This is a genomic window from Campylobacter showae CSUNSWCD (assembly GCF_000313615.1).
In the GTDB taxonomy this organism is placed as follows: domain Bacteria; phylum Campylobacterota; class Campylobacteria; order Campylobacterales; family Campylobacteraceae; genus Campylobacter_A; species Campylobacter_A showae_A.
This window is the reverse complement of the sequence record NZ_AMZQ01000015.1, coordinates 1-22,183: the sequence shown is the minus strand read 5'-3', so window position 1 is coordinate 22,183 and position 22,183 is coordinate 1. Positions and strand designations below refer to the sequence as shown.

Genomic DNA, 22,183 nt, shown 5'->3' with positions numbered 1-22,183 from the left:
TAGAAAGATTCATAAAGCGCTTGCTTAAAAGTATAAATTTATGCTGCGATTATAACAAAATTTGGTTTTAGCTCGCTTTTGATATAATCGCGAAAAATTTTAAAAATGAGAGAAAATGGTATTAAATGACCTGATAGACGTTAGTAAAAAAAATGGCGCAGATGAAATTTTAAACGGTATCAATTTTAGCATAAATGAAAATAGCGGCGTTTTGCTAGCAAGCGACTCTAAAATTTATCAAGAAGTAGGCCATGCTGCGCTTTATAACGAGCTAGAAGAGCTTGAAAACGACTATTTTGAAGTGTTTGAGATCGCCAAGGAGCTAAAATGCTAAAAAAACATCCGCTAATCACCACATTACTTGCCATAGTTGTGATATTTTTTGCTATCTATTTTTTTATCTTTGGGTTAGCTACTATTTTAGATGACGACATTGGCGATAGTAAAGAGTTAAATAATAGCTTTTTTTACGTCAAAGATGATAAGGTCTATGCTATGGTACCAAGTGGGGGTAAATTTGAGCTAATAGGCGTGAGAGCCAGCAAATTTAGATATATTGACACTGGCAAATACGACAACAGAAATGTTGGCGCTAGCGATGAGGCGGTATATTGTGGCAACTTCGTGATGAGCGGACTTGATCCAAATGGCGTTAGAGCGCTTGGCAATGGCTATTTTGGTGATGGCAAGATAACATATTTTTGCGATAGCGTAAGCGAGACAAACCTTGAAATATCCGCATTTAAAGAGTTTTGGGACATCGTCTCACATAAAATGTTTAACACCCCAAAAGCGCAAACTTATATCTATAAATTTAGACAGGTTGATAGCACAAATTTAGCTGCGATCTTGGGATTTGGCTATGCAAGTGACGGCGTAAAGGTCTATCATGAGGGCAAAGAGCTAGAGGGCGCAAATGCTAGCAAAATGCGATATATCGAGCAGGCATCTGGCAGAAAGAGCATACATTTTACGACTGACGGAGAAAATGTCTATTATGACAGCACAAAACTAGGGATCAAATTTAACCCGCAAATGCGTGATATCGGCGAGATATGGCGCATTCACTATCTTTATGAGCCAAATTCTGGCATGGTCTATGCAAATGATCACGAATTTGACCCAAAATTTGCCCCATACGAGCCGCTTTTTAACCTAGAAGACGAGCACTCCTATCATGCGCTCTTTCGTGGCAAGGGCGGTATCTATCACTGGGAGCGAAAGTGGCAGTGGTATAACAGCATAGATGAGGGCGAGTTTGTAAGAGACGGAGATGATCCGTTTAAAGGCGAGATAACGCCGCTATATGGCAACGTGGTGATAAATGACGGCAAGACATATTTTCTAAAAACCTATGAAATTTGGCACAACACGAAAAATGATCACAGCCTAAGCTCACGCCACACGTGTATCGTTAGGCTTGATACAAAAGAGCAGTGGCGAAAGATAGGTCTTGTAAGAAATGATAGCTACGGAGCAGTCTATGCAAACGGCGATAAGACATATTATTTTGATAACGTCGGCTACGGTTGGCATTTTAACAGCAGTGTTTATGATATAAACGACCTTAGCGTGGTTGAAATCCTCACTCGTCCTTATGGCTCAGATGTTAAGAATTTAAAACTTGAAGAGATAGTAAAAATGGTAGATCAAGGCGCTATGACGCCAGCTGAGGGCGAGGTGGTGATCGATGCGATAAGCGACTTTGATGATTACTCGCAAAAATATGCCTACTGGATATTTCTTGCCATTGCATTTGTAGTCTCGGTAGTTGGCGCCATTTTTAAAAATAAAAAGCAAGCAAAAAAGCTTAAAAAAAGGGTAGATGATTATAGATTATGAGAAAAATTGCTATTAGATTTATTTATTTTTTAGTCATCTTGACGCTATTTTTCGTTTTGGCGATGCTTTATCTATGGCATGAGGGCGAGTATCAAAGAGACTTTGCAAACATAGATAGTAGCGAGTTTTACCGCTCACCTGAGGGTAAAATTTACGTTCAAATTTCAGGTAGCGGCAAGTATGAGCTAAAAGGCATTGATGAGGCTAGTTTTAGGGTTTTAAAGCTAGAACATGCGTATGACTACTCAAACGTGGCGGCTGATAAAAATAGTGTCTATTGCGCTAGAGAAATTTTGCCTGGTCTTGATCCAAAGAGCGCCAAAGTGCTTGGCAATGGCTATATAAGTGACGGCAAGATAAGCTATTATTGCAGCACTAGAAGCGAGAAAAAGGCGGGATTTAATGAATTTATCGCCGTTATGAAAAGCGTCGCTCACGTCTTTATAAAAAGCTACGATGATAGCTCATACTTTTATAGGACAAAGCGAGTTGAAAGTGCAAATTTAGAGCCTATATTTGACGCTGGCTTTGCAAGAGATGGTGGCACGCTTTACTACAAGGGCGAAAAGCTTGACGCGCAGCCTAACGAGCTAAGATACATCACGGCAGAAAATGGCGCTCCTAGCGGATATTATACAGACGGCAAAAGCTTGTTTATGGGCTTTTATAGGCTTGATGCAAGCTATTCAGATGAGACGCGCCGGATATGCTATGACCCAAAGCATGATATAGAATATCTTTTTGAGCCAAAAAGTGGGGCTGTGTTTGCAAATGAGCATAAATTTAACGCTCAAAATATGCCTTATAGCGCCATTTATAGCGTGGATAACGTGCACTCGTTTTGGCCTCTTTTTGCCAGTAAAGATGGAATTTACTTTTGGGATGGCAGTAAAAACGAGCAGGCTAAAATTTCAGACTACCAGCTAAAAGGCGAGCTAAAAAGGCTCTATGCTGACGTTTTTGTAGATGATGGCTTGGCGTATTTCTTACAGCAAGGCGAAGAGTGGCGGCGCTCAAAGCATGGCAGGCATTTAGAGGCGCAAACTGTCTCTTTATATAAATTTGCCCCAAGCTCATCTTGGCGTGAGGTAGGGCTGGTAAGAGATGGCGAGTATGGCGCAGTTTATGCAAATGGCGATAAGCTCTATTTTTTTAGTAAGATAAAGCCATTTTATGGCATAAAGCGTAGCGTTTATGAGGTGGCCGACCTTGGCGTCATAGAAATTTTAACAAGAGCGTCTAAAGAGCTTAGCGCAAAAGATATCAGCGATATGATAAAGCGCGGCGAGCTAGTGGAGGCAAGCGGCGAAGAGGTCGCAAGGTCGAGGATAGAGTATGACTCGCCAAAGATCATTTTGTATATCACATTTGGCATCGCTTTTGTCGTCATAGTGCTAACAACTCTTGCAAAACCAAAGAGAGATAAAAGCGACTTGAGATAAATTTCAAAGTGGCTATTTCTGGTGGCTAAAGCTTAAAATTTCATAAAAAATTTAAAGAGAAAATTTGACATATTTACTCTTTTTTGTTATTTTAAAGGGAAGCTGAAATTTACAAAAAGGAGAAAAATGTTTAAATTTCAAAGGTCTAAATTTAACAACTCAGTATTTATCCCATCGCTTATTGTCATATTTTTAATAGCGGCTTTTGCAGCGATATTTCCAAATTTCTCAAATGAGTTTTTTAAGGGTATGCAAAACTACATCGCAGCGAAATTTGGCTGGTTTTACATCCTAGTCGTTGCCGTCATACTGCTAAGCGTCATCATTCTTGGCTTTAGTAAGCTTGGCGAGATCAAGCTAGGAGCTGATCACGTAAAGCCAGAGCACAAAAATATCTCGTGGTTTTCTATGCTTTTTGCCGCTGGCATGGGCATCGGACTTGTGTTTTTTGGTGTGGCCGAGCCGCTCATGCACTATCTAAACCCGCCGCTCGGCGACGCACAAACTATCGCAGCGCAGAAGCTTGCGATGAATATCACCTTCTTTCACTGGGGCATGAGCGCATGGTCAGTTTATGCTATCGTAGCGCTAATTCTAGCCTTTTTCTCGTATAGACACGGCTTGCCACTCACGCTTAGATCGGCGTTTTATCCGATCATCGGAGATAAAATTTACGGCAAGATAGGTAGTGCCATCGATACATTTGCCGTCGTAGCGACCCTTTTTGGCGTGGCGACATCGCTAGGATACGGTGTACTTCAGGTAAATGCGGGCCTTACGCACGTTTTTGGCCTGCCGACTATGCATATCACGCTTCTTATCGTGCTTTGTTTTGCAGCTACTATCTCAGCGGCAAGCGGCGTGGATAAGGGCATCAAGATATTATCAAACTCAAATATTGCGCTAGCTATATGTTTTATGTTTTTGATACTATTTTTGGGCGATACGACGCAGCTTCTAAAGTCGTTTGTGCAAAACAGCGGCGACTACATCTCTACGCTCATCTCAAACACCTTTAACCTCTACGCCTATGAGAGGCAAAACGAGAGCTGGCTTGGCGGTTGGACGCTGCTATACTGGGCTTGGTGGCTATCTTGGTCGCCATTTGTGGGGCTGTTTATCGCCAAAATTTCAAAGGGCAGGACGATAAGAGAATTTGTGATCGGCGTACTTTTCGTGCCAACCGGCTTTACATTTGCCTGGATGAGCTTTTTTGGCAACTCGGCGATCGCGCTTGTTCAGGGCGGATTTAGCGAGCTTGCAACGACCGTAAATTCCGACTCGGCTTCGGCGCTTTTTATGTTTTTAGAAAAATTTAGCTTTTCAAGCTTGCTAAGCACGATCGCAGTCTTTATGATCGTCATATTTTTCATCACTTCGGCCGACTCAGCGGCGATCGTGATGAACATGCTTTGCTCAAACGGCAAGGATGATACACCAGTTTGGCAAAAGGTCTTTTGGGGCGTTACGGTGGGCGTCGTGGCGGCATTTTTGATGCTAGCCGGCGGCCTTGGCTCGCTTCAAGCACTTACGATAACTACGGCGTTGCCGTTTGCCATAGTGCTACTTGGCGCCATTTACGGGCTATTTAAGGCGTTACGTGTGGATCTAACCAAAAAAGAGACAAATAACTTTAGTAACATGCCTATCAGTGATCTTTCAAAGCCGTGGCAAGAGCGCCTAAGTGCGATCATTATGCTGCCAGGCAAGAAAGATGGCAAGAAATTTTTAAACGAAGTCGTGCTAAAAGCCTTTAACGAGCTAAAAGAGGAATTTGCCAAAAACGGCCTTGAAGCAAAGGTCACAAATGGCGAAAATTTCGTAAATTTAAATGTCGGACTTGGCGACGAGATGGACTTTAGATATGGCGTCTATCTCACCAAGAGCCATAGCCCAGACTACACCAGAGAGCTTGACGGCGATGATCTTTACTACAGGGCTGAAGTCTATCTAAAAGAGGGCGGTCAGGACTACGACGTGCTTGGTTGGAGCGAAGCGACGCTGATAAATGACGTCATCGAGCAATACCGCAAACATATGCAGTTTTTACACGTTGTGAGAAGGTAAATTTGAGTAAAATTTGCCTGGAATGTGAAAATTTCTAGGCAAATTTATAAATTTAACTGAACTTTTTGCAAATTTTAAAATTCCATTCACTCGCAAGAATTGACTACTAAAATTTGGCTTCGCTTGCCGCTTAGCTCAAATTTTAGAGCCGAAATTACTCGCTCATGAAATTTTAAAATTTGCTCGCTAACTGTCACTAAAAAATATAAAACCACCATAAATTTTTATATAATCCCTCTTTTACAAAGGTGTAGAGACTTTACAAAAAGGAGACAAATGAGCGAGAAAAATCCAGTTTCAAATTTCATCTCAACTGATGATGAGATGCTTGCTTTTTTGTCAAATTTGGGTCAAAAATGGCACAAAAGCGATGATATAGCAAATTTTATAGAGCGAAATTTTACCTTTGTCGGCTCAAAACCGCTTTTGTAAAATTTAAAAGATTATAAAACGGCTGATTATGAAAATTTCGCTGATATTAAAAATTTTCTAAGCTCGTATCCAAGTGTTCAAAGTAAAATTTTAAGCAGTGAGATAGGCTATGTCGGTGATGGTCTAACAAGCGTAGAGCTTGAATTTGCGCCTGAATGCTTTTATGATTTTTTAAAATTTATTGTTGAAAATATCGCGCAACATCACTATTTTTGCAGCCTTAAAGAGGGTTGGATATTGCTTATTGCGATGGAGGGGTATGTAGAATTTGGTGTTTTGTATTAACAGAGTTAAATTTACCCTGCAAAGATAAAAAATCGGCACATAAAAGTCCTTAAATTTAGCAAAAAAGCCAAATTTACACGCAAACATCGCCTGCCGCTAGCAAAATTTAATCAATTTTTTTATATAATCCCTATTTTTCACAAAGGTAGATAGCATGGATAGAAGATCGTGGAGTTCAAGACTTACATATATTTTAGCTGTTGCAGGGGCTACGGTCGGCTTTGGTGCGACGTGGCGGTTTCCTTACTTAGTCGGTCAAAACGGCGGCGGGGCCTATGTTCTTGTGTTTTGCATAGCGATGATAGTCATTGGTATTCCTATGATTTTGGTTGAAAACGCCATCGGTAGGCGCCTAAAATGCAACGCCGTAGACGCATTTGGCGGCACGATAAATGGCAAAAAGATCAGCAAAAAGTGGCAGATAGTCGGTTGGATGGGGCTTGTTGGCGCATTTGGCATCATGGCTTATTATATGGTTATCGGAGGCTGGGTTTTAAACTATATCGCTCAAATTTCATTTGGTTTGCTTGATCTCTCGCATATCGTGAGCTTTGAGCAAACTAGCGCATTTTACGAGCAAAATATCGTCAGCAACCCGCTAGCCATCAGCTTTGCGACCCTTGTTTTTGTGCTTGTAAACTACGCTATCTTGGTGCAAGGTGCAGTTGGCGGCATCGAGCGCTCAGCAAAATATCTAATGCCACTTCTTTTTATCTTAATGCTCGTCATGATCGCTAAAAACATCACTCTTGATGGCGCGATGGATGGCGTGAAATTCTACTTAACGCCTGATTTTTCAAAGATAAATTTAAAGCTTTTTGTCGATGTTTTGGGGCAGGTTTTCTTTGCGCTCTCACTTGGATTTGGCGTGATGATAACGCTCTCAAGTTTTGTGAAAAAAGACGAAGGGCTAGTTAAAATTTCTATCATCACAGGCGTCTTAAACACCGTCATAGCCGTGCTTGCTGGCTTTATGATATTTCCGTCGCTTTTTAGCTACGGCGTCTCGCCAGATAGCGGTCCTAGCCTAGTTTTCAAGTCGCTTCCGATCGTCTTTTCGCACATGCCGTTTGGTGGATTTTTTGCGGTGGCGTTTTTCGCGCTTCTTATGATCGCTGCGCTTACGACGTCGTTACCGATATATGAAGTGATCATTACTACGCTGCAAGAGAAATTTAAGATAAAGCGCAAAAAAGCGATATTTTTAGTGCTTAGCGTTATTTTCGTGCTAGGAAATTTACCATCACTAATGGCTACAAATTTGCTAAGCCACGTCACGGTTTTTGGTAAAAATATCTTTGACGCATACGACGCGATAAGCGCGACGATATTTTTCGTGCTAACCTCGCTTGGATGTGCTGTATTTGTTGGCTGGGTGCTAAAAGATGAGGCTAAAAAAGAGATATTGCAAGGCAGCGAAAAATACGCAAAACTTATAAATATTTGGTTTTTCTACATCAAATTTATCGTGCCTTTTGTCATTTTGGTGCTATTTATCAGTAGTTTTTACGACAACTTTTTGAAGTAAAATATGCGAGAGCTTGTAAATTTTGATAGCACTGAGCGCCTAAGACTTAGCGTAGAGGATAAAGCTTTAGTTAGCGTGAGCCAAAAATGCGCTAAAACAAAGCAGACTAAGAAAGAATTTGCAAGCGAGCAAGAGGCCAAAAAAGCCTGCGTCAAAAAAGAGTGGGAGAGCCTAAAAAAGGGCTTTGTCCTGCAAGATAGCGAAGCAAAGGCAGGAGAAGCGAGCATGCACGTTTATATCGGCGGTGGATACACTGGTGCGCTCTCGTTTGCAAGTGTGAGAGATGAAATTTACGTTTATAAAAGTGGCGGACAAAAAGATGGTGGCATGCTGGATGATCTTTTGGTTAGGCTTGATAAAAATGGCCTTATAAAAGAGCAGATTGCCTTGCCAAAGCCGCTTGCGTGGGACGCCCAGCGTGTGGATGAAAATTTACTTTTAGACCTTGATCATGAAATTTACATTTTTGAGCCAAGTAATGCTAAATTTCGCCAAATTTCAGCCGAGCAAAATCTCAAGCGAAGTAGCGAGATAGCAAGCTTTATCTGTGCTTCAAATGGGGTGGCAGTTTTTGGTATGTTTGGGCAAATTTTTGCTTTTAGAGATGGCAAAATTTCAAAGATCGGCGAGTATAAATGCAGCGAAAAAAGCTACACACCGATACTTTGTGCGGCGCTAAACGCTGATGCTAGCATGCTTGCGCTTTGCACCAAAGAGAACGAAGTGCAAATTTTAAACGCAAAAAATGGCGAAATTTTAAGTGTCATAGCGGCTGAATTTGGAGCGCTTGATAAAATTTGCTTTTTAGACAAAAAGACACTTTTAGTTAGAAAGTATCTTGAAAACAAGCTATTTTGCGTAGATATCAAAAGCGCAAAAGTCTCAAAGCAGCCTTGGATAAAGGACGAATACCTAAGAGCGAGCGAATTTTGCCTAGACAGCAAAGCTGGTAAGCTTGTAGTGATAGATCAAAGCAGGGCATACGCCGCCAATCTAAAAAGTGGCGATGTGATGGCGGAATTTACGCTAGATCATGTCGTAAAGAGCTGCGAGGCTAAATTTATAGATGGCAAGCTCGCAGTTAGAACGGACTATGGTTGCTTTAGTCTTTATGAAATTTAAGGGAGAATATGTTTTATACACTTTTATTTATCTACATTTTTTATGTGATTTTTAAGCTTTTTTTAGCGAATTTACAGATCAGCTTTGTAAGAGCGCAGGCTAAAAATGAGCCAGTGGTGCTTGAAGCGAACGAATACAAAAACGCCGCAGTTGCCGCCGTGACAAATCAAAAATTTGAAATTTTTAGCCTCATCTACCACGCTATCATTTTCTTTGCGTGGATCAGCTTTGGGTTAAAAATGCTCTCAGACGCTTGCCTAAAAGATGGTACTACGTTTGAAAATATCATATTTGTGATGAGCTTTTTACTGATCTCATCGCTTCTTGATCTACCGCTAAGCATCTATGAGAGCTTTGTTAAAGATAAAAAACTTGGTTTTTCAAATATGAGCGCAAAGATATTTTTGCTTGATAGCATTAAGTCACTAGCTCTTATGCTCATTTTTGGCTCGGCCTTTGTCTGGCTCGTGCTTTTATGTATAAATTTTCTTGGAAATTTTTGGTGGTTTTGGGCATTTTTGCTAAGTTTTGGCATCGCTTTAATTATAAATTTGATATACCCAACACTCATTGCACCTATCTTTAATAAGATGTCGCTGCTTGAAGATGGCGAACTAAAAGGCAAGATAGAGGGTCTGCTTGCAAAATGCGGCTTTAAAAGTAGTGGCGTCTTTACGATAGACGCTAGCAAGCGTGACAACCGCTTAAACGCCTATTTTGGCGGGCTTGGAGCGACAAAGCGAGTGGTGCTTTTTGACACGCTCATAAAAAAGCTAAGCACCGAGGAGATCGTGGCGGTTTTGGGTCACGAGCTTGGGCACTTTAAGCATAAAGACATCATAAAAATGATAGCGCTAAGTGCGGTTATGCTCTTTTGTCTATTTTTCATCTTTGGAAATGTGGGCGTAGGTGCTTACGAGGCGATAGGGCTTGGACAAAACGGCGCTAGTATCATCATCTTTTTGGTGCTTTTCTCGCCTATTTTTAGCTTTCTTTTCTCGCCTATCATCTCATATTTTAGCCGTAAAAATGAATTTGGCGCAGATAGGTTTTCAAAAGAAATTTCAAACAAAACCGACATGATAAACGCCCTAACCAAGCTTGGTAGCGAAAACAAAGCGTTTCCAAAGTCGCACTGGCTTTACTCATTTGTTTATCACTCGCACCCAAGCCTCTTTGAGCGGATAAATGAGCTAGAAAATGAGAGTTGAAGAGGCTTTAAAGCAGGCAAATTTAAGGCTTAAGCCGCTTTGTGAAAACCCAAGCAGGGTGGCTAAAATATTGCTCATGAGCTACCTTGATGTGAGTGTAGAGTGGATATTTTTAAACCAAAAGATCGAATTTGACGAGAACGGCTACTTTGCCCTTGTAAAGCGCTTTGAAAACTATGAGCCGCTTGAATATATAACTGGCAAGGCTGGCTTTTATGGGCTGGAGTTTGATGTAGAAAGTGGGGTTTTGATACCTCGCTCGGAGACTGAAATTTTAGTCGATAAAGTGCTAGAGATCGCAAGCTCGTATGAAGTGCCAAAGATCGCTGAGATCGGCACTGGTAGCGGGATAATAAGCGTCATGCTTGCTCTTAAAACAAACGCCAAAATAGTAGCCACCGATATAAACGAAAAGGCGCTAAATTTAGCCAAAAAAAATGCGCTTAAATTTAATGTAAGCGAGAAGATAGAGTTTGTAAAGTGCTCATACATCGATGAAATTTCAGGTGATATCGACATTTTGGTGTCCAATCCGCCATATATCGCGCAGGATTATAAACTTGATAAATTTGTGATAAACGAGCCGCATGAGGCGCTATTTGGCGGCGAAGTGGGTGATGAAATTTTAAAAAATATCATCCTTATCGCTAGAAATCGCAGCATAAAACATATCGCCTGCGAGATTGGCTATGATCAAAGAGCGAGCATGGAGATGGCGCTAAAATTTAGTGGCTATGAGGGCACTTTTTACAAGGACTTGGCGGGCTTTGATAGGGGTTTTTGCGCAAGATTAAAACTATAAAGGAGAGAATTTGAAAAGCATATATTTTTTACTATTAGCGGCGGTGATCGGCACTGAGCTAACGCTTGGAATTTTGGTCGCACCAGTCATATTTTTCCCACAAAGCATCATAGGCGAGGGAGTGCTTACGCATTTTATGAGCGGACAGATGATGACTAAGATATTTTTAAAATTTAACTACATTTTGCTACTTGTAAGCGCATTTGTGGCAGTTAGCGAGCTCTTTGATATAAGAAAAAAGCTCGCATTTTCGCTGAAATTTAGCACATTTATGCTCTCATTTTTAAATTTAGCCTTAGCGCTAAGCTTTGTCTTTATCTTTACACCTTTTATCGTGCACTCTCAAAGTCTTGGCGCAGAGGCGACGCAGACAGCGGAGTTTGCTAAGATGCATAGCGCTAGCGAATATGTGATGAAAGTGATGCTTGTTCTGCAGCTCATTTTGTTTTTTGTGAAATTTAAGATCAGTCAAGATGAACGCCAAGCCTGATATCCAAATCTTAACAAATTTCCTCGCCGAATACACAACAGCAATGGTGAGCGCTGGCACATACACTGCGCGCGTAGAAAAGTGCGTCGACCGCATAGCTAAGCACTACGGCTTTGATGTTAGCGTGACCATTTTTGTGAAATATTTTACCATTAGCGTTATGGACTCAGCCGACAACTCTCTTCGCCGAACCTACGTGAAAAAGATCCCGATAGGGCAGGTGAGCTTTAACCGTATTTCCGAGCTTTCGTCGCTTAGCTGGCGGATATTGGATGAAAATTTGAGTCTTGATGAAGCCAAAGAGCAGTTTGATGGCGTCATGCGTATAGGCGCGAATAAATTTGCCAGCTCGCTTGTCTTGATTAGCTTTGCAAATGCGGCGTTTTGCAAGCTTTTTGGCGGCGATATGGGCTCGGTAGCTTGCGTATTTTTCGCGACTCTGGTTGGCTATAGTCTCAAATTTGCGCTTGCTAAAATGGGCGTAAATTTAAAAATCCAGTACGTTTTGACCTCGTTTGTCGTATCTTTTATCGCCTATCTTGGCGTATTTTATGGCTTTACGCACACTAGCGACGTTGCGATCGGCTCGTCGATACTCTTTTTGATGCCGGGCGTTTTTCTCATAAACTCGGTCTTTGATATCATAAACGACAACACGCTTGTAGGTATCAGCAGAGCCGTGAGTACAGGCATCCTGATACTTTGCATAGCGGTGGGCGTCTATATCACGCTCTCGCTTAGTAGCGCGGAGATTTTACATGTTTGATCTTTTGACTGCGACGCTCATAGACGGCGCTTTTGCCGCGGTGGCAGGGCTTGGCTTTGCCTATGCTAGCTCGCCGCCTAAAAGAACTCTCGCCTTTTGCGCGCTGCTTGCGGCGTTTGCGCACGCTAGCCGCTTTTGGATCATGCAGATGGGGTTTTTTAACATCAGCGTAGCCACCCTTATCGTCTCATTTTTAAGCGGAATATTGGGTATGCTCTTTGCCAAACGGCTCAAAGTGCCGGCCGAGATCATCGCATTTCCGGCGCTTTTGCCGATGGTGCCGGGAGTCTATGCGTATAAAGGCATCTTGGCGCTGTTTTCTTTTCTAAACGAGCCTGATATCGCTAAGAAAAACGAATACCTAATTATATTTTTCGATAACGCGATCACGACCACGACGGTCTCGCTAGCGCTTGGCGTGGGCGTTTCTGTGGTGCTTATTTTATTTTACGATCAGTCGTTGATGATTACCCGCGGCGCCAAGTGCGATCTGGTGACGAGAAAGCCCAGCGAAAAGTAAATTTTGCGCGGCATCTTTTAAGCGTCTTTAAATGAGCTAGAAAATTTTGCCCTGCGACAGACTGCATGTCTAGTCTTGGGACAAAATTTTCGTCGCAACATTTAAATCCATCTTAAAATACTTCCGCTAATTGTTTTGTTAAAATTTGGCAATCCGTCAAATTTGGATCAAATTTAGCTCTCGAAATAGGGGCTAAATTTGATAGCCTTTCTTATCTTTACCCTAAATTTTTTCTCAAATTTGCCGATATAGCTTAAAACTCGTTTTAAAGGATTAATATGATAAGCAGCATAAATGGATTTAGTGCAAATATGAATTATGATCTTAGTAGCGCTCACGAGCGAAATTTAAAAGCACACGAGGAAAAAGAGGCTATAAATTTAACCTCCAATCAGGCTTCGAATATGGAGGTCGCGCAGCTAAATTCGACAAATCAAGCGAACCCAAAAAATAGCGAAAACGTATCAAATTCAAACAGAATTGACGTAGACTTTAACATTAAAGAGATGGAAGCGGCCATCAGGGAGATAAAAAAGCTCCCGCCCGGCACACCAGCTAATATACGAGGCATATTTTCTCTGAGCGGATATACTCTGGATGAAAAGATAAGCGTATGGGGTAAGATAAGTGGATTAGACGGCTCTTTTAGTAGGAGCGAAGCGGAAAATCTGAAGAAATTTATAAATAGTAGTGGGGCGTTTGGTTTCGATAAACTTACTCGGGATTTGGTGGGATACGATACGACCAATGTCGATGAATTTGCGAAAAAATACATAAACCACGAATACCCATTTTTGGGCATAGAATATAATGCAGGGAATAAGGGGATGGAAATCCTCGACTCCAATATGAGCGTGGACGAGTTTAAGGATAGGTGGGCTGAATATACCGTGCTGAAGCGTCTGGGCGAGAGCGGCGCGGAAAGAATATCCGTGAATGGCGAAAATATCGCGATAGTCATTAATAAAAACAAGGCTCCCGTGGAGTTTAGGGAGCTTGAGAGTATCGAGTATAAGGACGAGCAGAGCAAAAAGGCGTTTATAAAATTCGTGCGAGATGCGATAGAAAAGGGTCTGGATATACAAAATCTGCTTGAGGGCAGGGCTGAATTTAAGGAAAACACAAGTGAGGCGACAGCGTTTAAACCCATCCAGGCTACTAGTAAAAGTAAAACATACGTAGATAAAGACATCAGACGAGAATTCTTTGAAAATTTCCTGAAAGTCGAACGCGAAAAAGGGACGGATATAATGGAGCTTTTAAGAAAAACGGGTAAAATAGGGCTTGATATAAAAGCCTAAGGAGCTGCCTTGAAAATACGAATCTACTACGAAGATACCGATGCTGGCGGCATAGTCTATCATGCAAACTATATAAAATACTGCGAAAGGGCGCGCAGCGAGATGTTTTTTGGCTCGGATGTTAAGCCTTTTAGCAAGGACGGGCATTTTGTCGTGAGCGAGATTCGGGCGAAATTTAAAAAACCGGCCGTCCTAGGCGATCTGCTCGAGGTAAAAACGAGCGTGGCAAGCCTAAAAAAAGCCTCCGCGCTCATAAATCAAAAAATTTATAAAATCGCAAATTTAAGCAGCAAATGCGAGCCTGAGCTCGTCTTTGAAGCTGACGTCGAGGTTGCGTTTGTTAGTAACCTAAGACCTGCCAAGATGAGCGAGGAGATAGTTGATTTTCTCTCCTCTTATTGCTCGTAAAAGCCGTATTCGCCGGCTTTTAAAACCTTCGTGTCATAGATGATCTGCGAGTCCTCGACACTCTCGCTAAAAAGCCTCTGCGCGCCGCGATTTAGGTAGGTCGCGTAGATGTAGTCGAGTCCGACGCTAGCGGAGTAACCCACCCAGTTAAAGTTCAAATTTTGCCCCAAAATTTCGTTGTTTGAGTCTAGTGCGCCGTCGGTTTTAGAAATCGAGTTGGCTATGTAGAGCTTTTCTCTATCTTGCGGTTGCATGAGTTTAAAGATGCTCGGCGCGTAGTTTATCTGCGTGCTTAAAAGGGCGTTAAATTTGACGTCGTAAAGGCGCATCTGAGAGCTCACCATCGAGGCCTTCACGAGCGGAACGTTTAGGAAAACGGTCGCGCCGCTTAGTCTCGAGTTGCCAGATAGCATTGACTTTAGGTCGGTGACGCCGTTTGCGATCTCGTTTTTGTAGGTTAGTCCGCCGCTAAACTCGTCGGCGTAGCGATTTAGTGCCGCTCCTAGCGCGCTGCCGTCAGAAAAAGCCGCAACCTGGCTGTTTGAAAAATTTAGCAGTTTTTCAACTTGTCCTTTGTAGTCTATACCGCCGAATATCAAATTATCCTGTGGCGAATCGACGCTAGAGATGTGCAGGGTCGGCACGAAAGCCGTCATAGACGGATCTAAAGCCTCGTTTAGATATTTTGCGCCCACAGGCGTAAACGGCGCGATGATATAGGAGATATTTTCGCCTCTAGCGCGCGCTAGGGCGCCATCGATAGCGCTTGGGGCTTCGTTGCCGATGTTGTAAAATTTAACATCGATGGGGGCGTTTTGCCTCACTATGTAGGCGATAACCGCGTTTGAGACGACGCCGGCGTAGCTTTTTATGCTATCTTGCGGGATGATGACGGCGATCTTAAACTCGGCGTTTGAGCTTGGCGTCAGGCTCTCGGTACCGGCATTTACGTATGAGCCGTTTAGCGCGTTAAAGGCTTGTAAAATTTCTTGATTGGAGCTGCCTTCGTAGCGAGCCAAAAAGCTGTGCAAAAGACCCTCTCTAACGAGTTCTAATAAACATGTGTCGTTACATTTGATGGGTTCTAAATTTATATAAATTTCGCTTGCGGGCGGGATATCGGAGGGCTTGTCACTCCTGGCAAATAGCGCCGAGCAGATTAGTAAAATGGTTAAAATTTTTCTCATAGGTACTCTTTTATCTTTTTTAGATCGCTGAAAAACAGCTCTTTTTTGCTTGGGTTTTTCGCTACGACGGCAGGCGAGTAGGTCGCCAGCAGGGCCGAGTGTTTAAATTTCATTATGTTTCCCCTTATGGTTTCAAAGCTTTGCGCGCTTTGTTTTATCATTTTGTAAAAGACCTCTTCGCCAAGCGCTACGATGAGCTTTGGCGCGACTAGGCGGGCTTCTGCGCTAAAATACGGCTCGCAAAGCTCGTAAGCGTTTGTCGGAGTTTTGGCGGCGGGCTTGCATTTTAGCAGGCTAGTGACGTAAATTTCATCCTTTTTAAGTCCTGCTAGCTCGTTTAAATTTTGAAAAAACTTATCGTCGCCAGCCAAAAACTCTCCGCTCGCATCCTCGGCGTCGTTTGGCGCGTCAAATACGAAAACTACTTTAGCGCTTTTATCTCCAAGGCCCGTTAGCGCGTGGTTTGCGCTCTTGCAAAGCTCGCATAGATTGCACTCTTTGATGCTTGCGTTTAGCTCGGCAAGGCTACTTGGCAAGGCCGCGGACGAAGGCGAAAAGTCGGCAAATTTATACCCGAACGCCCTCAGATAGTAAAGCTCTCTTAAAATTTCGTTTGCGTAACTCATCGCGCGATGATATCTAAAAGGGCGTTAAAAACAGATAAATCAAAGCGCTAGTTTGATTAAATTTTCGCCGTCCAAGCGGTAGTTTCGCCACTGCTCAGACTGGTTTTTCGCGCCCATTTTTTCGTAAAATTTGATGCCGGGCTCATTCCAGTGCAGGCACGCCCACTCGAGACGTTGGAGGTTTTCGTCCTTGCAAATTTGAGCTAGATGCCTAAAAAACTCTTTTCCTATGCCTTTGTTGCGATGCTCTTTTTGGACGTATAAATCCTCCAAATACATCCCGCCAAGCCCCAAAAACGTGGAAAACGTATAAAAATATATGGCGTAAGCTATGATTTTACCCTCTGTTTCGCAGACTAAAATCTCGGCGTAGTTTTTCTCAAAAACAGACTCGGCAAAAATTTCGGGCGTAAATTTTACTTCGTTGCTCATTTTTTCGTATTTGGCTAGCTCTTTAACCAGCTCGCAAACGGCCGGGACGTCGGCTCTAACGGCTTTTCTAATAACATAAGGCAAATTTGCTCCTAAATTTTAATAAGCGATTATATTTTTATTATTTTAAAACGAAGTTTAAAAATTTATTAAAAGGATTTTAAGCGATTTGTTGATAAAATCACCGACTTATATCAAAATCACCATAAGGAAAAATTTATGAAAAGAACATATCAACCTCATAAAACCCCTAGAAAACGCACTCACGGGTTTCGCGTCCGCATGAAAACTAAAAACGGTCGCAAAGTGCTAAACGCAAGACGCGCAAAAGGCAGAGCAAGATTGGCCGTTTAAGCAAATTTAGCTCTATAAGTAGCCAAAAGGAGTTTTCAAGCGTCTACAAAGAGGCCGTCAAATGGCACTGCGAGGAGGCGATAGTCTTTTTTAAGCCTTGCAATGAAAACAAATTAGCCGTCGTAGCCAGCAAAAAGGTGGGCAAAGCCGTCGTTCGCAATCGATGTAAAAGGCTTTTGCGAGCGGTCGTCGTCGAGATTTCAAATGAGCTTGCGGACGGCATTTATGTGATAGTCGTTAAAAACGGGCTAGATAAAAGCTCGTTTTTAAAGCTCAAAAAAAATATCTCTTGGGCTATGAAAAAACTCGGATGTATAAAATCAGGCATATGAAAATGATAAAACAAGCTATTTTATTTTTGATAAAAGCGTATCAAGATTATATCTCCAAATTTACTCCGAAGTCTTGCAGATACTACCCCTCTTGCTCGGAATTTGCCGTTTGGCAGTTCAAATTTAACGGCTTTTTTTCGGCACTCTTTGCGGTTATTTTTAGAATTTTACGCTGTAATCAACTCTTTAAAGGCGGCATCGACTATCCCGTCATCAGTAAAAATTTCAACTCTTTTTTTATATCCAATCAAAATTTAAAATCACATATCGCATTTTGGTTCGTCCCGTATAAAAAAAATAAATTCTACGTTATTAAAAATTTAGACTTTCAAAAGGAAAAATAGTGTTAGACAATATGTCAGTTCAAAAACGCGTGTTATTAGCGACCGTTTTATCTTTTATCTTTTTTATCGCTTACGATTATTTTTTTATTCCTAAAAATTTGCCGTTAGATCAAAACCAAACCGTTACAGCGCAGCAATCAGGCCAAGCAAATGCCGCTCCAAGCGCAAATACCGCATCGGCCACTAGCGCTCCGCAGGCCGCATCGACTCAAAGCCGCGAGATCGCTGTGATAAAGGGCGAACACTTTGAGGCGCGCATAGACGAGCTGGGCAGGATTTCGAAATTTTATTTAAATGACGAAAAATACAAGAACGCCGAGGGTGAGCGCATAGAGCTAGCCGGCACGCAGCCGCTGCCGCTTGAGGTACGCTTTAGCGATAAGGCTTTAAACGAGCAAGCATTCAAAGTAGCCTACGCAAGCGACGTTAGCGAGATAAATTTAACTAGCGAGCCAAAAAGCATAGTTTTAACGCAAAATTTGGAAGGCTCTAGCGTAACTAAAAAAATCACATTTTATCCAAACGGAAGCTACGATCTGGATCTTAGCGTGAGTGCTGGCGAATACTACGTAACTCCGGGCTTTCGTCCAAACGTCGCTATCGACAGCTATACCGTCCACGGCGCGTTACTTAAGCATAACGACGGTAAGCTAACTATCATCGAGGACGGCGACGTAGACGCGACCGAGAGCTTTAATAACGTAAATATAGCCGCAGCTAGCGACAGATACTACACGGCTTTGTTTTTTAAATTTGACGGACTTTTAAATCCCGTCGTTTCAAAAGATGGCGCAGGTAATGCCGTAATATTTGTAAAAGGTGAGCAAAATTTTAAAGCCAAAGGCTACATCGGCGCCAAAGACCACGCTACTCTAAGCCAGATCAATGAGGAGCTTGTCGATGTCATCGAGTACGGCTGGTTTACCTTTATAGCAAAGCCGATGTTCGTATTCTTAAATTTACTTTACAGCTATATCGGAAACTGGGGCTGGGCGATCGTCGTTCTGACGCTAGTTATCAGGATCGTGCTTTTCCCACTAACCTACAAGGGTATGCTATCGATGAACAAGCTCAAAGATCTAGCGCCGAAGGTAAAAGAGCTGCAAGCCAAATACAAAGGTGATCCGCAAAAGCTAAATATGCATATGATGGAGCTATATAAGAAAAACGGCGCGAACCCTATGGGCGGCTGCTTGCCGATACTTATGCAGATCCCGATTTTCTTTGCGATTTACCGCGTACTGCTAAACGCGATCGAGCTAAAAGCGGCGCCGTGGATACTCTGGATACACGACCTTTCGGTGATGGATCCGTATTTCGTGTTGCCTATTTTGATGGGTGCGACGATGTTCCTTCAGCAAAAGCTAACGCCGACGACCTTTAGCGATCCGATGCAAGAAAAGATAATGAAATTTTTACCGCTTATCTTTACGTTTTTCTTTGTGACTTTCCCTGCGGGACTTACGCTTTACTGGTTCGTAAACAACGTCTGCTCAGTTGTTCAGCAAGTTTTTGTAAATAAACTCTTTGAAAAGCACAAGAAAGCCGAGGTAAAGGCCTAATGCGAATTGAAGCTGAAAATTTACAAGAGGCTTTTCAAAAAGCCGCCGAGGAGCTAAAGTGCTCAGTCACGGAGCTTGATATTAAAATTTTACAAAACCCGAGCGCTGGTTTTTTGGGATTTTTCAAAAAAACGGCGATCATCGAAGCCGTAAAAGAGGGTGCGCACAAAGAAGCAAAAAAAGCCCCTCAAGCCGCCCGCGAAAACGCCCATAAAGAAAACGGCGGCGAGAAAAAGAAGGAATTTAAGAAGAAAGAGAACTCTGGCGAAGAGCAAAATCATAAAAGCGAAAAGAAAAAAAATCATAAAAATCGCCACGAACATCACAAAAATCATGCGGCAAAGCAAAACGAAGCGATCTCGGCAAACGAGCCTAAGGTTGAAGAAGCACAGCCGCAAAAAGAGCCTCAAGCAAAAGAAAAAGAGCAGCACAAAAAAGAACAACCTAAAAAAGATAGCGGCAAAAACATCCTCGATCACTCTATAATCGATACCTTTAATAAAAACGACTTTTACGAAGGCGATGAAAAAACCGCAGCTGGCGAAAATTTAGGCTCGCAGGCATCTGTCGGCGATGCAAATTTGACGCAAGCCGTGCCAAATTTAGCTAAAAAAGAAAAACAAGACTCCCGAGCTGATCGAGTGCAGGCTCAGAAACAAAAAGATCAAAAACCAAAAGCCGACATTGAGAAAGTCCTGCCTGAGATAAAGCAGGGTGTAGAGAAGCTTTTTGGCGGAAATTTCTTTACTATAAACAAGATAGACGTGCGCAAATTTGACGACGAGACCGTGATAGTCGAGCTTGACGGTGAGGATGCGGCGCTACTCATCGGCAAGGAGGGCTACCGCTACAAGGCGATTTCGTATCTGCTCTATAACTGGATCAGCTCGAAATACGGCCTTGCGGTACGCCTTGAGATCGCGCAATTTTTGCAAAATCAAGAAGCAGCGATCGATCAGTATCTAAAGGGAATAATCGAGCGCGTAGAGGAAACGGGCAAGGCCAAAACCAAGTCTTTAGACGGCGTTTTGGTTAAGATCGCTCTTGAAAAACTGCGCGAAAAATTCCCCGACAAATACGTAAGCGTAAAGTCAAATAGCGACGGGCAGTTCGTAGTCGTGAACGACTTTATCAAAAAATGAACGAGACCATAGCCGCCGTCGCCACCGCACACGGCGTAGGCTCGATCTCTATCATCAGGCTAAGCGGCGCGGACGCCCTTGGCCTAGCTCTAAAACTCACCAAAATCACCTCACTTGTCCCGCGTTACGCGACTCTAACTAAAATTTACGCCGATGGCGAGCTCATCGACGAAGCACTACTTATTTACTTTAAGGCCCCGCATAGCTTCACGGGCGAGGACGTAGTGGAGTTTCAACTCCATGGCGGACTAGTGGTGGCAAATTTGATCCTGGGTGAGCTTATAAAAAACGGCGCCAGACCCGCGCGCGCCGGAGAGTTTAGTAAGCGCGCCCTCATAAACGGTAAGATGGATTTTAGCAAGATCGAGGCGATAAACTCGCTCATAAACGCAAAAAGCGAAGATAGCGTAAAAATTATCGCTCGCACGATGAGAGGAGATCTGGCTAAATTTGCAAATGAAATCCGCTCCGAACTCGTAAAAACTCTGGCGTTTGTAGAGACTAGCATCGACTACGCCGATGATGATCTGCCTGCTGACTTGCTAGAGAGCATCAGTCAAATGCTACAACAAAACAGTGCTAAACTAGATAAAATCGTAGCCATAAGTCAGAGTAGAAAAGGGCTACTCGAGGGCTTTAAAATAGCGATAGTAGGCAAGCCAAACGTCGGCAAAAGCTCGATTTTAAACTCGCTTTTGTCCTACGAGCGAGCGATCATCAGCGACGAGGCCGGTACGACTAGAGATAGCATCGAAGAAGCACTAAAAATCGGCACTCATCTAGTGCGCATCATCGATACTGCAGGCATCCGCAAAAACGCGGGCAAGATCGAGCAGATCGGCATTTCGTATTCGCTACGGGCTATCGAGGAGGCCGACGTCATACTGGCTGTTTTTGACGCGTCGCAGGAGGCGGACGAGCAGGATAACGAGATCTTGGAGCTTTTAAAAAAATCGCAAAAAAAGATTTTTTACGTCCTAAATAAATGCGACCTCGGCGTTAAATTTATAAGCCCCGAAAATCCGATAAAAATCTGCGCAAAGCAAGGAACGGACGAGATAATAAATAGCCTAAAAGCCTATCTCGACGCGCAGGAGACGAGTGAGATACTACTAAATTCCACTCGTCAAATTTCAAGCTGCGAAGCGGCGAGCGAGGCGATAAAAAGAGCGTTAAATTTGCTTGCCGAGTCCGAACTTGAGCTTTTTGCTTATGAGTTAAACACGGCAACAGAGCAAATCTCGTCAATCACGAGGCCGTTTGAAAGAAGCGAAATTTTAGACGAAATGTTTAGCAACTTTTGCCTCGGCAAATAACGAAATTTACTCTATAAAAAAGAAAAAAATAGTGAAAAAATCTTATCTATAGCCGCTCTAGCTGCGTTGCTGGGCGGTTGTATGCCTTCACAGGATCATCTAACGGCTAGCGTAGTATCGCCTGAACCAGACTGGATCAAATATCTAGAAAATGACGGTACTGTCGGCGATGTCGCATTTTTCTCAGAAAATTTGAGCGCAACCTACGCGCAAAAAAACGGCGATATCATCGGCATGGCGCTCATAAAAAAAGACGGTCAAAATTTGAAACTTGGCGATACGTGCGCGCAAAACGGGGGTTCGTTTATAGTTTTGTAGCTTAACGATAAGGAAAAATTTGGCTACCAGTACATAAATATGCGCGATAAAAACAAGCTTGCGACTCTAAGAAATGCTAAAAAGGTCAAATTTTATCAGTTTGGCGGCGGCATATTAGAAAGCGTAGTTTTTAGTGCGAACTCGGGCGCCGCATGTGAGAGTTTTGCGGCGGGTAAGGCGGTAAAAGCTCATGCCGTAACTAATTATTATGATAAAGAAAGTGCCGACAATAGCGAATTTTTCGCAACCCTGATGGATATCGGAGTAAAAAAAGGGCAAAAGCGCCGAGATCAAAAATCTAGACTTTAAATTTTTTGTAGCGACGACAAGCTAGCTAGTACGCAGACGCGGGCT

At 42.7% G+C, this 22,183-nt stretch carries 25 protein-coding genes; 22 read left to right on the top strand and 3 right to left on the bottom strand.

Annotated elements, in window-relative coordinates:
- Positions 1 to 115 precede the first annotated feature (115 nt).
- The 14 genes from CSUNSWCD_RS09705 to CSUNSWCD_RS09640 all read left to right on the top strand — a co-directional run bounded on the left by CSUNSWCD_RS09705 (position 116) and on the right by CSUNSWCD_RS09640 (position 14,216).
- Positions 116 to 334 (top strand): hypothetical protein, encoded by a 219-nt coding sequence (locus CSUNSWCD_RS09705; RefSeq protein WP_009496709.1) that lies wholly within the window; start codon positions 116 to 118, stop codon positions 332 to 334.
- Positions 328 to 1,842, top strand: a complete 1,515-nt coding sequence (locus tag CSUNSWCD_RS09700; RefSeq protein ID WP_009496708.1) for a DKNYY domain-containing protein — start codon at positions 328 to 330, stop codon at positions 1,840 to 1,842. The genes CSUNSWCD_RS09705 and CSUNSWCD_RS09700 overlap by 7 nt, the downstream gene beginning before the upstream one ends.
- Positions 1,839 to 3,284: a DKNYY domain-containing protein gene (locus CSUNSWCD_RS09695; RefSeq protein WP_009496706.1), complete on the top strand. Its 1,446-nt coding sequence runs from the start codon at positions 1,839 to 1,841 to the stop codon at positions 3,282 to 3,284. The genes CSUNSWCD_RS09700 and CSUNSWCD_RS09695 overlap by 4 nt, the downstream gene beginning before the upstream one ends.
- A 126-nt stretch (positions 3,285 to 3,410) precedes the next feature.
- Positions 3,411 to 5,351 carry a BCCT family transporter gene (locus CSUNSWCD_RS09690; RefSeq protein WP_009496705.1) on the top strand — a complete coding sequence of 647 codons (1,941 nt, stop codon included), beginning with the start codon at positions 3,411 to 3,413 and terminating at the stop codon, positions 5,349 to 5,351.
- A gap of 276 nt (positions 5,352 to 5,627) precedes the next feature.
- On the top strand, positions 5,628 to 5,783 hold the full coding sequence (locus tag CSUNSWCD_RS11810) for a hypothetical protein (protein ID WP_009496702.1): 156 nt from the start codon (positions 5,628 to 5,630) through the stop codon (positions 5,781 to 5,783).
- A 439-nt stretch (positions 5,784 to 6,222) separates the two neighbouring features.
- Positions 6,223 to 7,596, top strand: coding sequence for a sodium-dependent transporter (locus tag CSUNSWCD_RS09680; RefSeq protein ID WP_034964811.1), 1,374 nt, complete (start codon positions 6,223 to 6,225; stop codon positions 7,594 to 7,596).
- 3 nt (positions 7,597 to 7,599) lie between these two features.
- On the top strand, positions 7,600 to 8,718 hold the full coding sequence (locus tag CSUNSWCD_RS09675) for a hypothetical protein (RefSeq protein ID WP_009496699.1): 1,119 nt from the start codon (positions 7,600 to 7,602) through the stop codon (positions 8,716 to 8,718).
- Positions 8,719 to 8,726: 8 nt separating this feature from the next.
- Entirely contained in the window at positions 8,727 to 9,929 is a 1,203-nt protein-coding gene (locus CSUNSWCD_RS09670; RefSeq protein ID WP_009496698.1) for a M48 family metallopeptidase, read from the top strand.
- Positions 9,919 to 10,731 carry a peptide chain release factor N(5)-glutamine methyltransferase gene (gene prmC, locus CSUNSWCD_RS09665; protein WP_009496696.1) on the top strand — a complete coding sequence of 271 codons (813 nt, stop codon included), beginning with the start codon at positions 9,919 to 9,921 and terminating at the stop codon, positions 10,729 to 10,731. Before CSUNSWCD_RS09670 ends, prmC begins: the two co-directional genes overlap by 11 nt.
- Before the next feature lie 10 nt (positions 10,732 to 10,741).
- The gene (locus CSUNSWCD_RS09660) at positions 10,742 to 11,221 is read left to right on the top strand and encodes a DUF4149 domain-containing protein (RefSeq protein WP_009496694.1); all 480 of its coding nucleotides are present in this window, start codon (positions 10,742 to 10,744) and stop codon (positions 11,219 to 11,221) included.
- A complete protein-coding gene (locus CSUNSWCD_RS09655) occupies positions 11,205 to 11,987 on the top strand; it encodes a threonine/serine exporter family protein (RefSeq protein WP_009496692.1) in 783 nt (260 codons plus the stop codon). The genes CSUNSWCD_RS09660 and CSUNSWCD_RS09655 overlap by 17 nt, the downstream gene beginning before the upstream one ends.
- Complete coding sequence (locus CSUNSWCD_RS09650) at positions 11,980 to 12,507, top strand: threonine/serine exporter family protein (RefSeq protein WP_009496690.1); 528 nt, start codon at positions 11,980 to 11,982, stop codon at positions 12,505 to 12,507. The genes CSUNSWCD_RS09655 and CSUNSWCD_RS09650 overlap by 8 nt, the downstream gene beginning before the upstream one ends.
- 278 nt (positions 12,508 to 12,785) lie before the next feature.
- The gene (locus CSUNSWCD_RS09645; protein ID WP_034964809.1) at positions 12,786 to 13,808 is read left to right on the top strand and encodes a hypothetical protein; all 1,023 of its coding nucleotides are present in this window, start codon (positions 12,786 to 12,788) and stop codon (positions 13,806 to 13,808) included.
- 9 nt (positions 13,809 to 13,817) lie between these two features.
- Positions 13,818 to 14,216: a YbgC/FadM family acyl-CoA thioesterase gene (locus CSUNSWCD_RS09640; protein WP_009496684.1), complete on the top strand. Its 399-nt coding sequence runs from the start codon at positions 13,818 to 13,820 to the stop codon at positions 14,214 to 14,216.
- Here the strand turns inward: CSUNSWCD_RS09640 and CSUNSWCD_RS09635 are convergent.
- Genes CSUNSWCD_RS09635 through CSUNSWCD_RS09625 form a run of 3 tightly spaced genes read right to left on the bottom strand, consistent with a single transcriptional unit; the run spans position 14,204 to position 16,545 of the window.
- On the bottom strand, positions 14,204 to 15,403 hold the full coding sequence (locus CSUNSWCD_RS09635) for a hypothetical protein (RefSeq protein WP_009496682.1): 1,200 nt from the start codon (positions 15,401 to 15,403) through the stop codon (positions 14,204 to 14,206). The genes CSUNSWCD_RS09640 and CSUNSWCD_RS09635 overlap by 13 nt on opposite strands.
- Entirely contained in the window at positions 15,400 to 16,029 is a 630-nt protein-coding gene (locus CSUNSWCD_RS09630) for a uracil-DNA glycosylase (RefSeq protein WP_009496681.1), read from the bottom strand. The genes CSUNSWCD_RS09635 and CSUNSWCD_RS09630 overlap by 4 nt, the downstream gene beginning before the upstream one ends.
- Before the next feature lie 39 nt (positions 16,030 to 16,068).
- Positions 16,069 to 16,545: a GNAT family N-acetyltransferase gene (locus tag CSUNSWCD_RS09625; RefSeq protein WP_009496679.1), complete on the bottom strand. Its 477-nt coding sequence runs from the start codon at positions 16,543 to 16,545 to the stop codon at positions 16,069 to 16,071.
- Positions 16,546 to 16,680: 135 nt separating this feature from the next.
- Between CSUNSWCD_RS09625 and rpmH the strand changes: the two genes are divergently transcribed.
- The 8 genes from rpmH to CSUNSWCD_RS11800 all read left to right on the top strand — a co-directional run bounded on the left by rpmH (position 16,681) and on the right by CSUNSWCD_RS11800 (position 22,138).
- Positions 16,681 to 16,815 carry a 50S ribosomal protein L34 gene (rpmH, locus tag CSUNSWCD_RS09620; RefSeq protein ID WP_002946826.1) on the top strand — a complete coding sequence of 45 codons (135 nt, stop codon included), beginning with the start codon at positions 16,681 to 16,683 and terminating at the stop codon, positions 16,813 to 16,815.
- The gene (gene rnpA / locus CSUNSWCD_RS09615; protein ID WP_376826297.1) at positions 16,803 to 17,147 is read left to right on the top strand and encodes a ribonuclease P protein component; all 345 of its coding nucleotides are present in this window, start codon (positions 16,803 to 16,805) and stop codon (positions 17,145 to 17,147) included. The genes rpmH and rnpA overlap by 13 nt, the downstream gene beginning before the upstream one ends.
- Positions 17,148 to 17,149: 2 nt before the next feature.
- Positions 17,150 to 17,491 carry a membrane protein insertion efficiency factor YidD gene (gene yidD / locus CSUNSWCD_RS09610; RefSeq protein WP_002946838.1) on the top strand — a complete coding sequence of 114 codons (342 nt, stop codon included), beginning with the start codon at positions 17,150 to 17,152 and terminating at the stop codon, positions 17,489 to 17,491.
- An 11-nt stretch (positions 17,492 to 17,502) separates the two neighbouring features.
- Positions 17,503 to 19,053, top strand: coding sequence for a membrane protein insertase YidC (yidC, locus tag CSUNSWCD_RS09605; RefSeq protein ID WP_034964820.1), 1,551 nt, complete (start codon positions 17,503 to 17,505; stop codon positions 19,051 to 19,053).
- Positions 19,053 to 20,195 carry a Jag N-terminal domain-containing protein gene (locus CSUNSWCD_RS09600; protein ID WP_009496669.1) on the top strand — a complete coding sequence of 381 codons (1,143 nt, stop codon included), beginning with the start codon at positions 19,053 to 19,055 and terminating at the stop codon, positions 20,193 to 20,195. The genes yidC and CSUNSWCD_RS09600 overlap by 1 nt, the downstream gene beginning before the upstream one ends.
- Positions 20,192 to 21,511 carry a tRNA uridine-5-carboxymethylaminomethyl(34) synthesis GTPase MnmE gene (gene mnmE / locus CSUNSWCD_RS09595; RefSeq protein ID WP_009496667.1) on the top strand — a complete coding sequence of 440 codons (1,320 nt, stop codon included), beginning with the start codon at positions 20,192 to 20,194 and terminating at the stop codon, positions 21,509 to 21,511. The genes CSUNSWCD_RS09600 and mnmE overlap by 4 nt, the downstream gene beginning before the upstream one ends.
- 81 nt (positions 21,512 to 21,592) lie before the next feature.
- Positions 21,593 to 21,829: a hypothetical protein gene (locus tag CSUNSWCD_RS11805; RefSeq protein ID WP_009496665.1), complete on the top strand. Its 237-nt coding sequence runs from the start codon at positions 21,593 to 21,595 to the stop codon at positions 21,827 to 21,829.
- Between the two features lie 39 nt (positions 21,830 to 21,868).
- Positions 21,869 to 22,138, top strand: coding sequence for a DUF8095 domain-containing protein (locus CSUNSWCD_RS11800; RefSeq protein WP_009496498.1), 270 nt, complete (start codon positions 21,869 to 21,871; stop codon positions 22,136 to 22,138).
- The last annotated feature ends 45 nt before the right edge of the window (positions 22,139 to 22,183 follow it).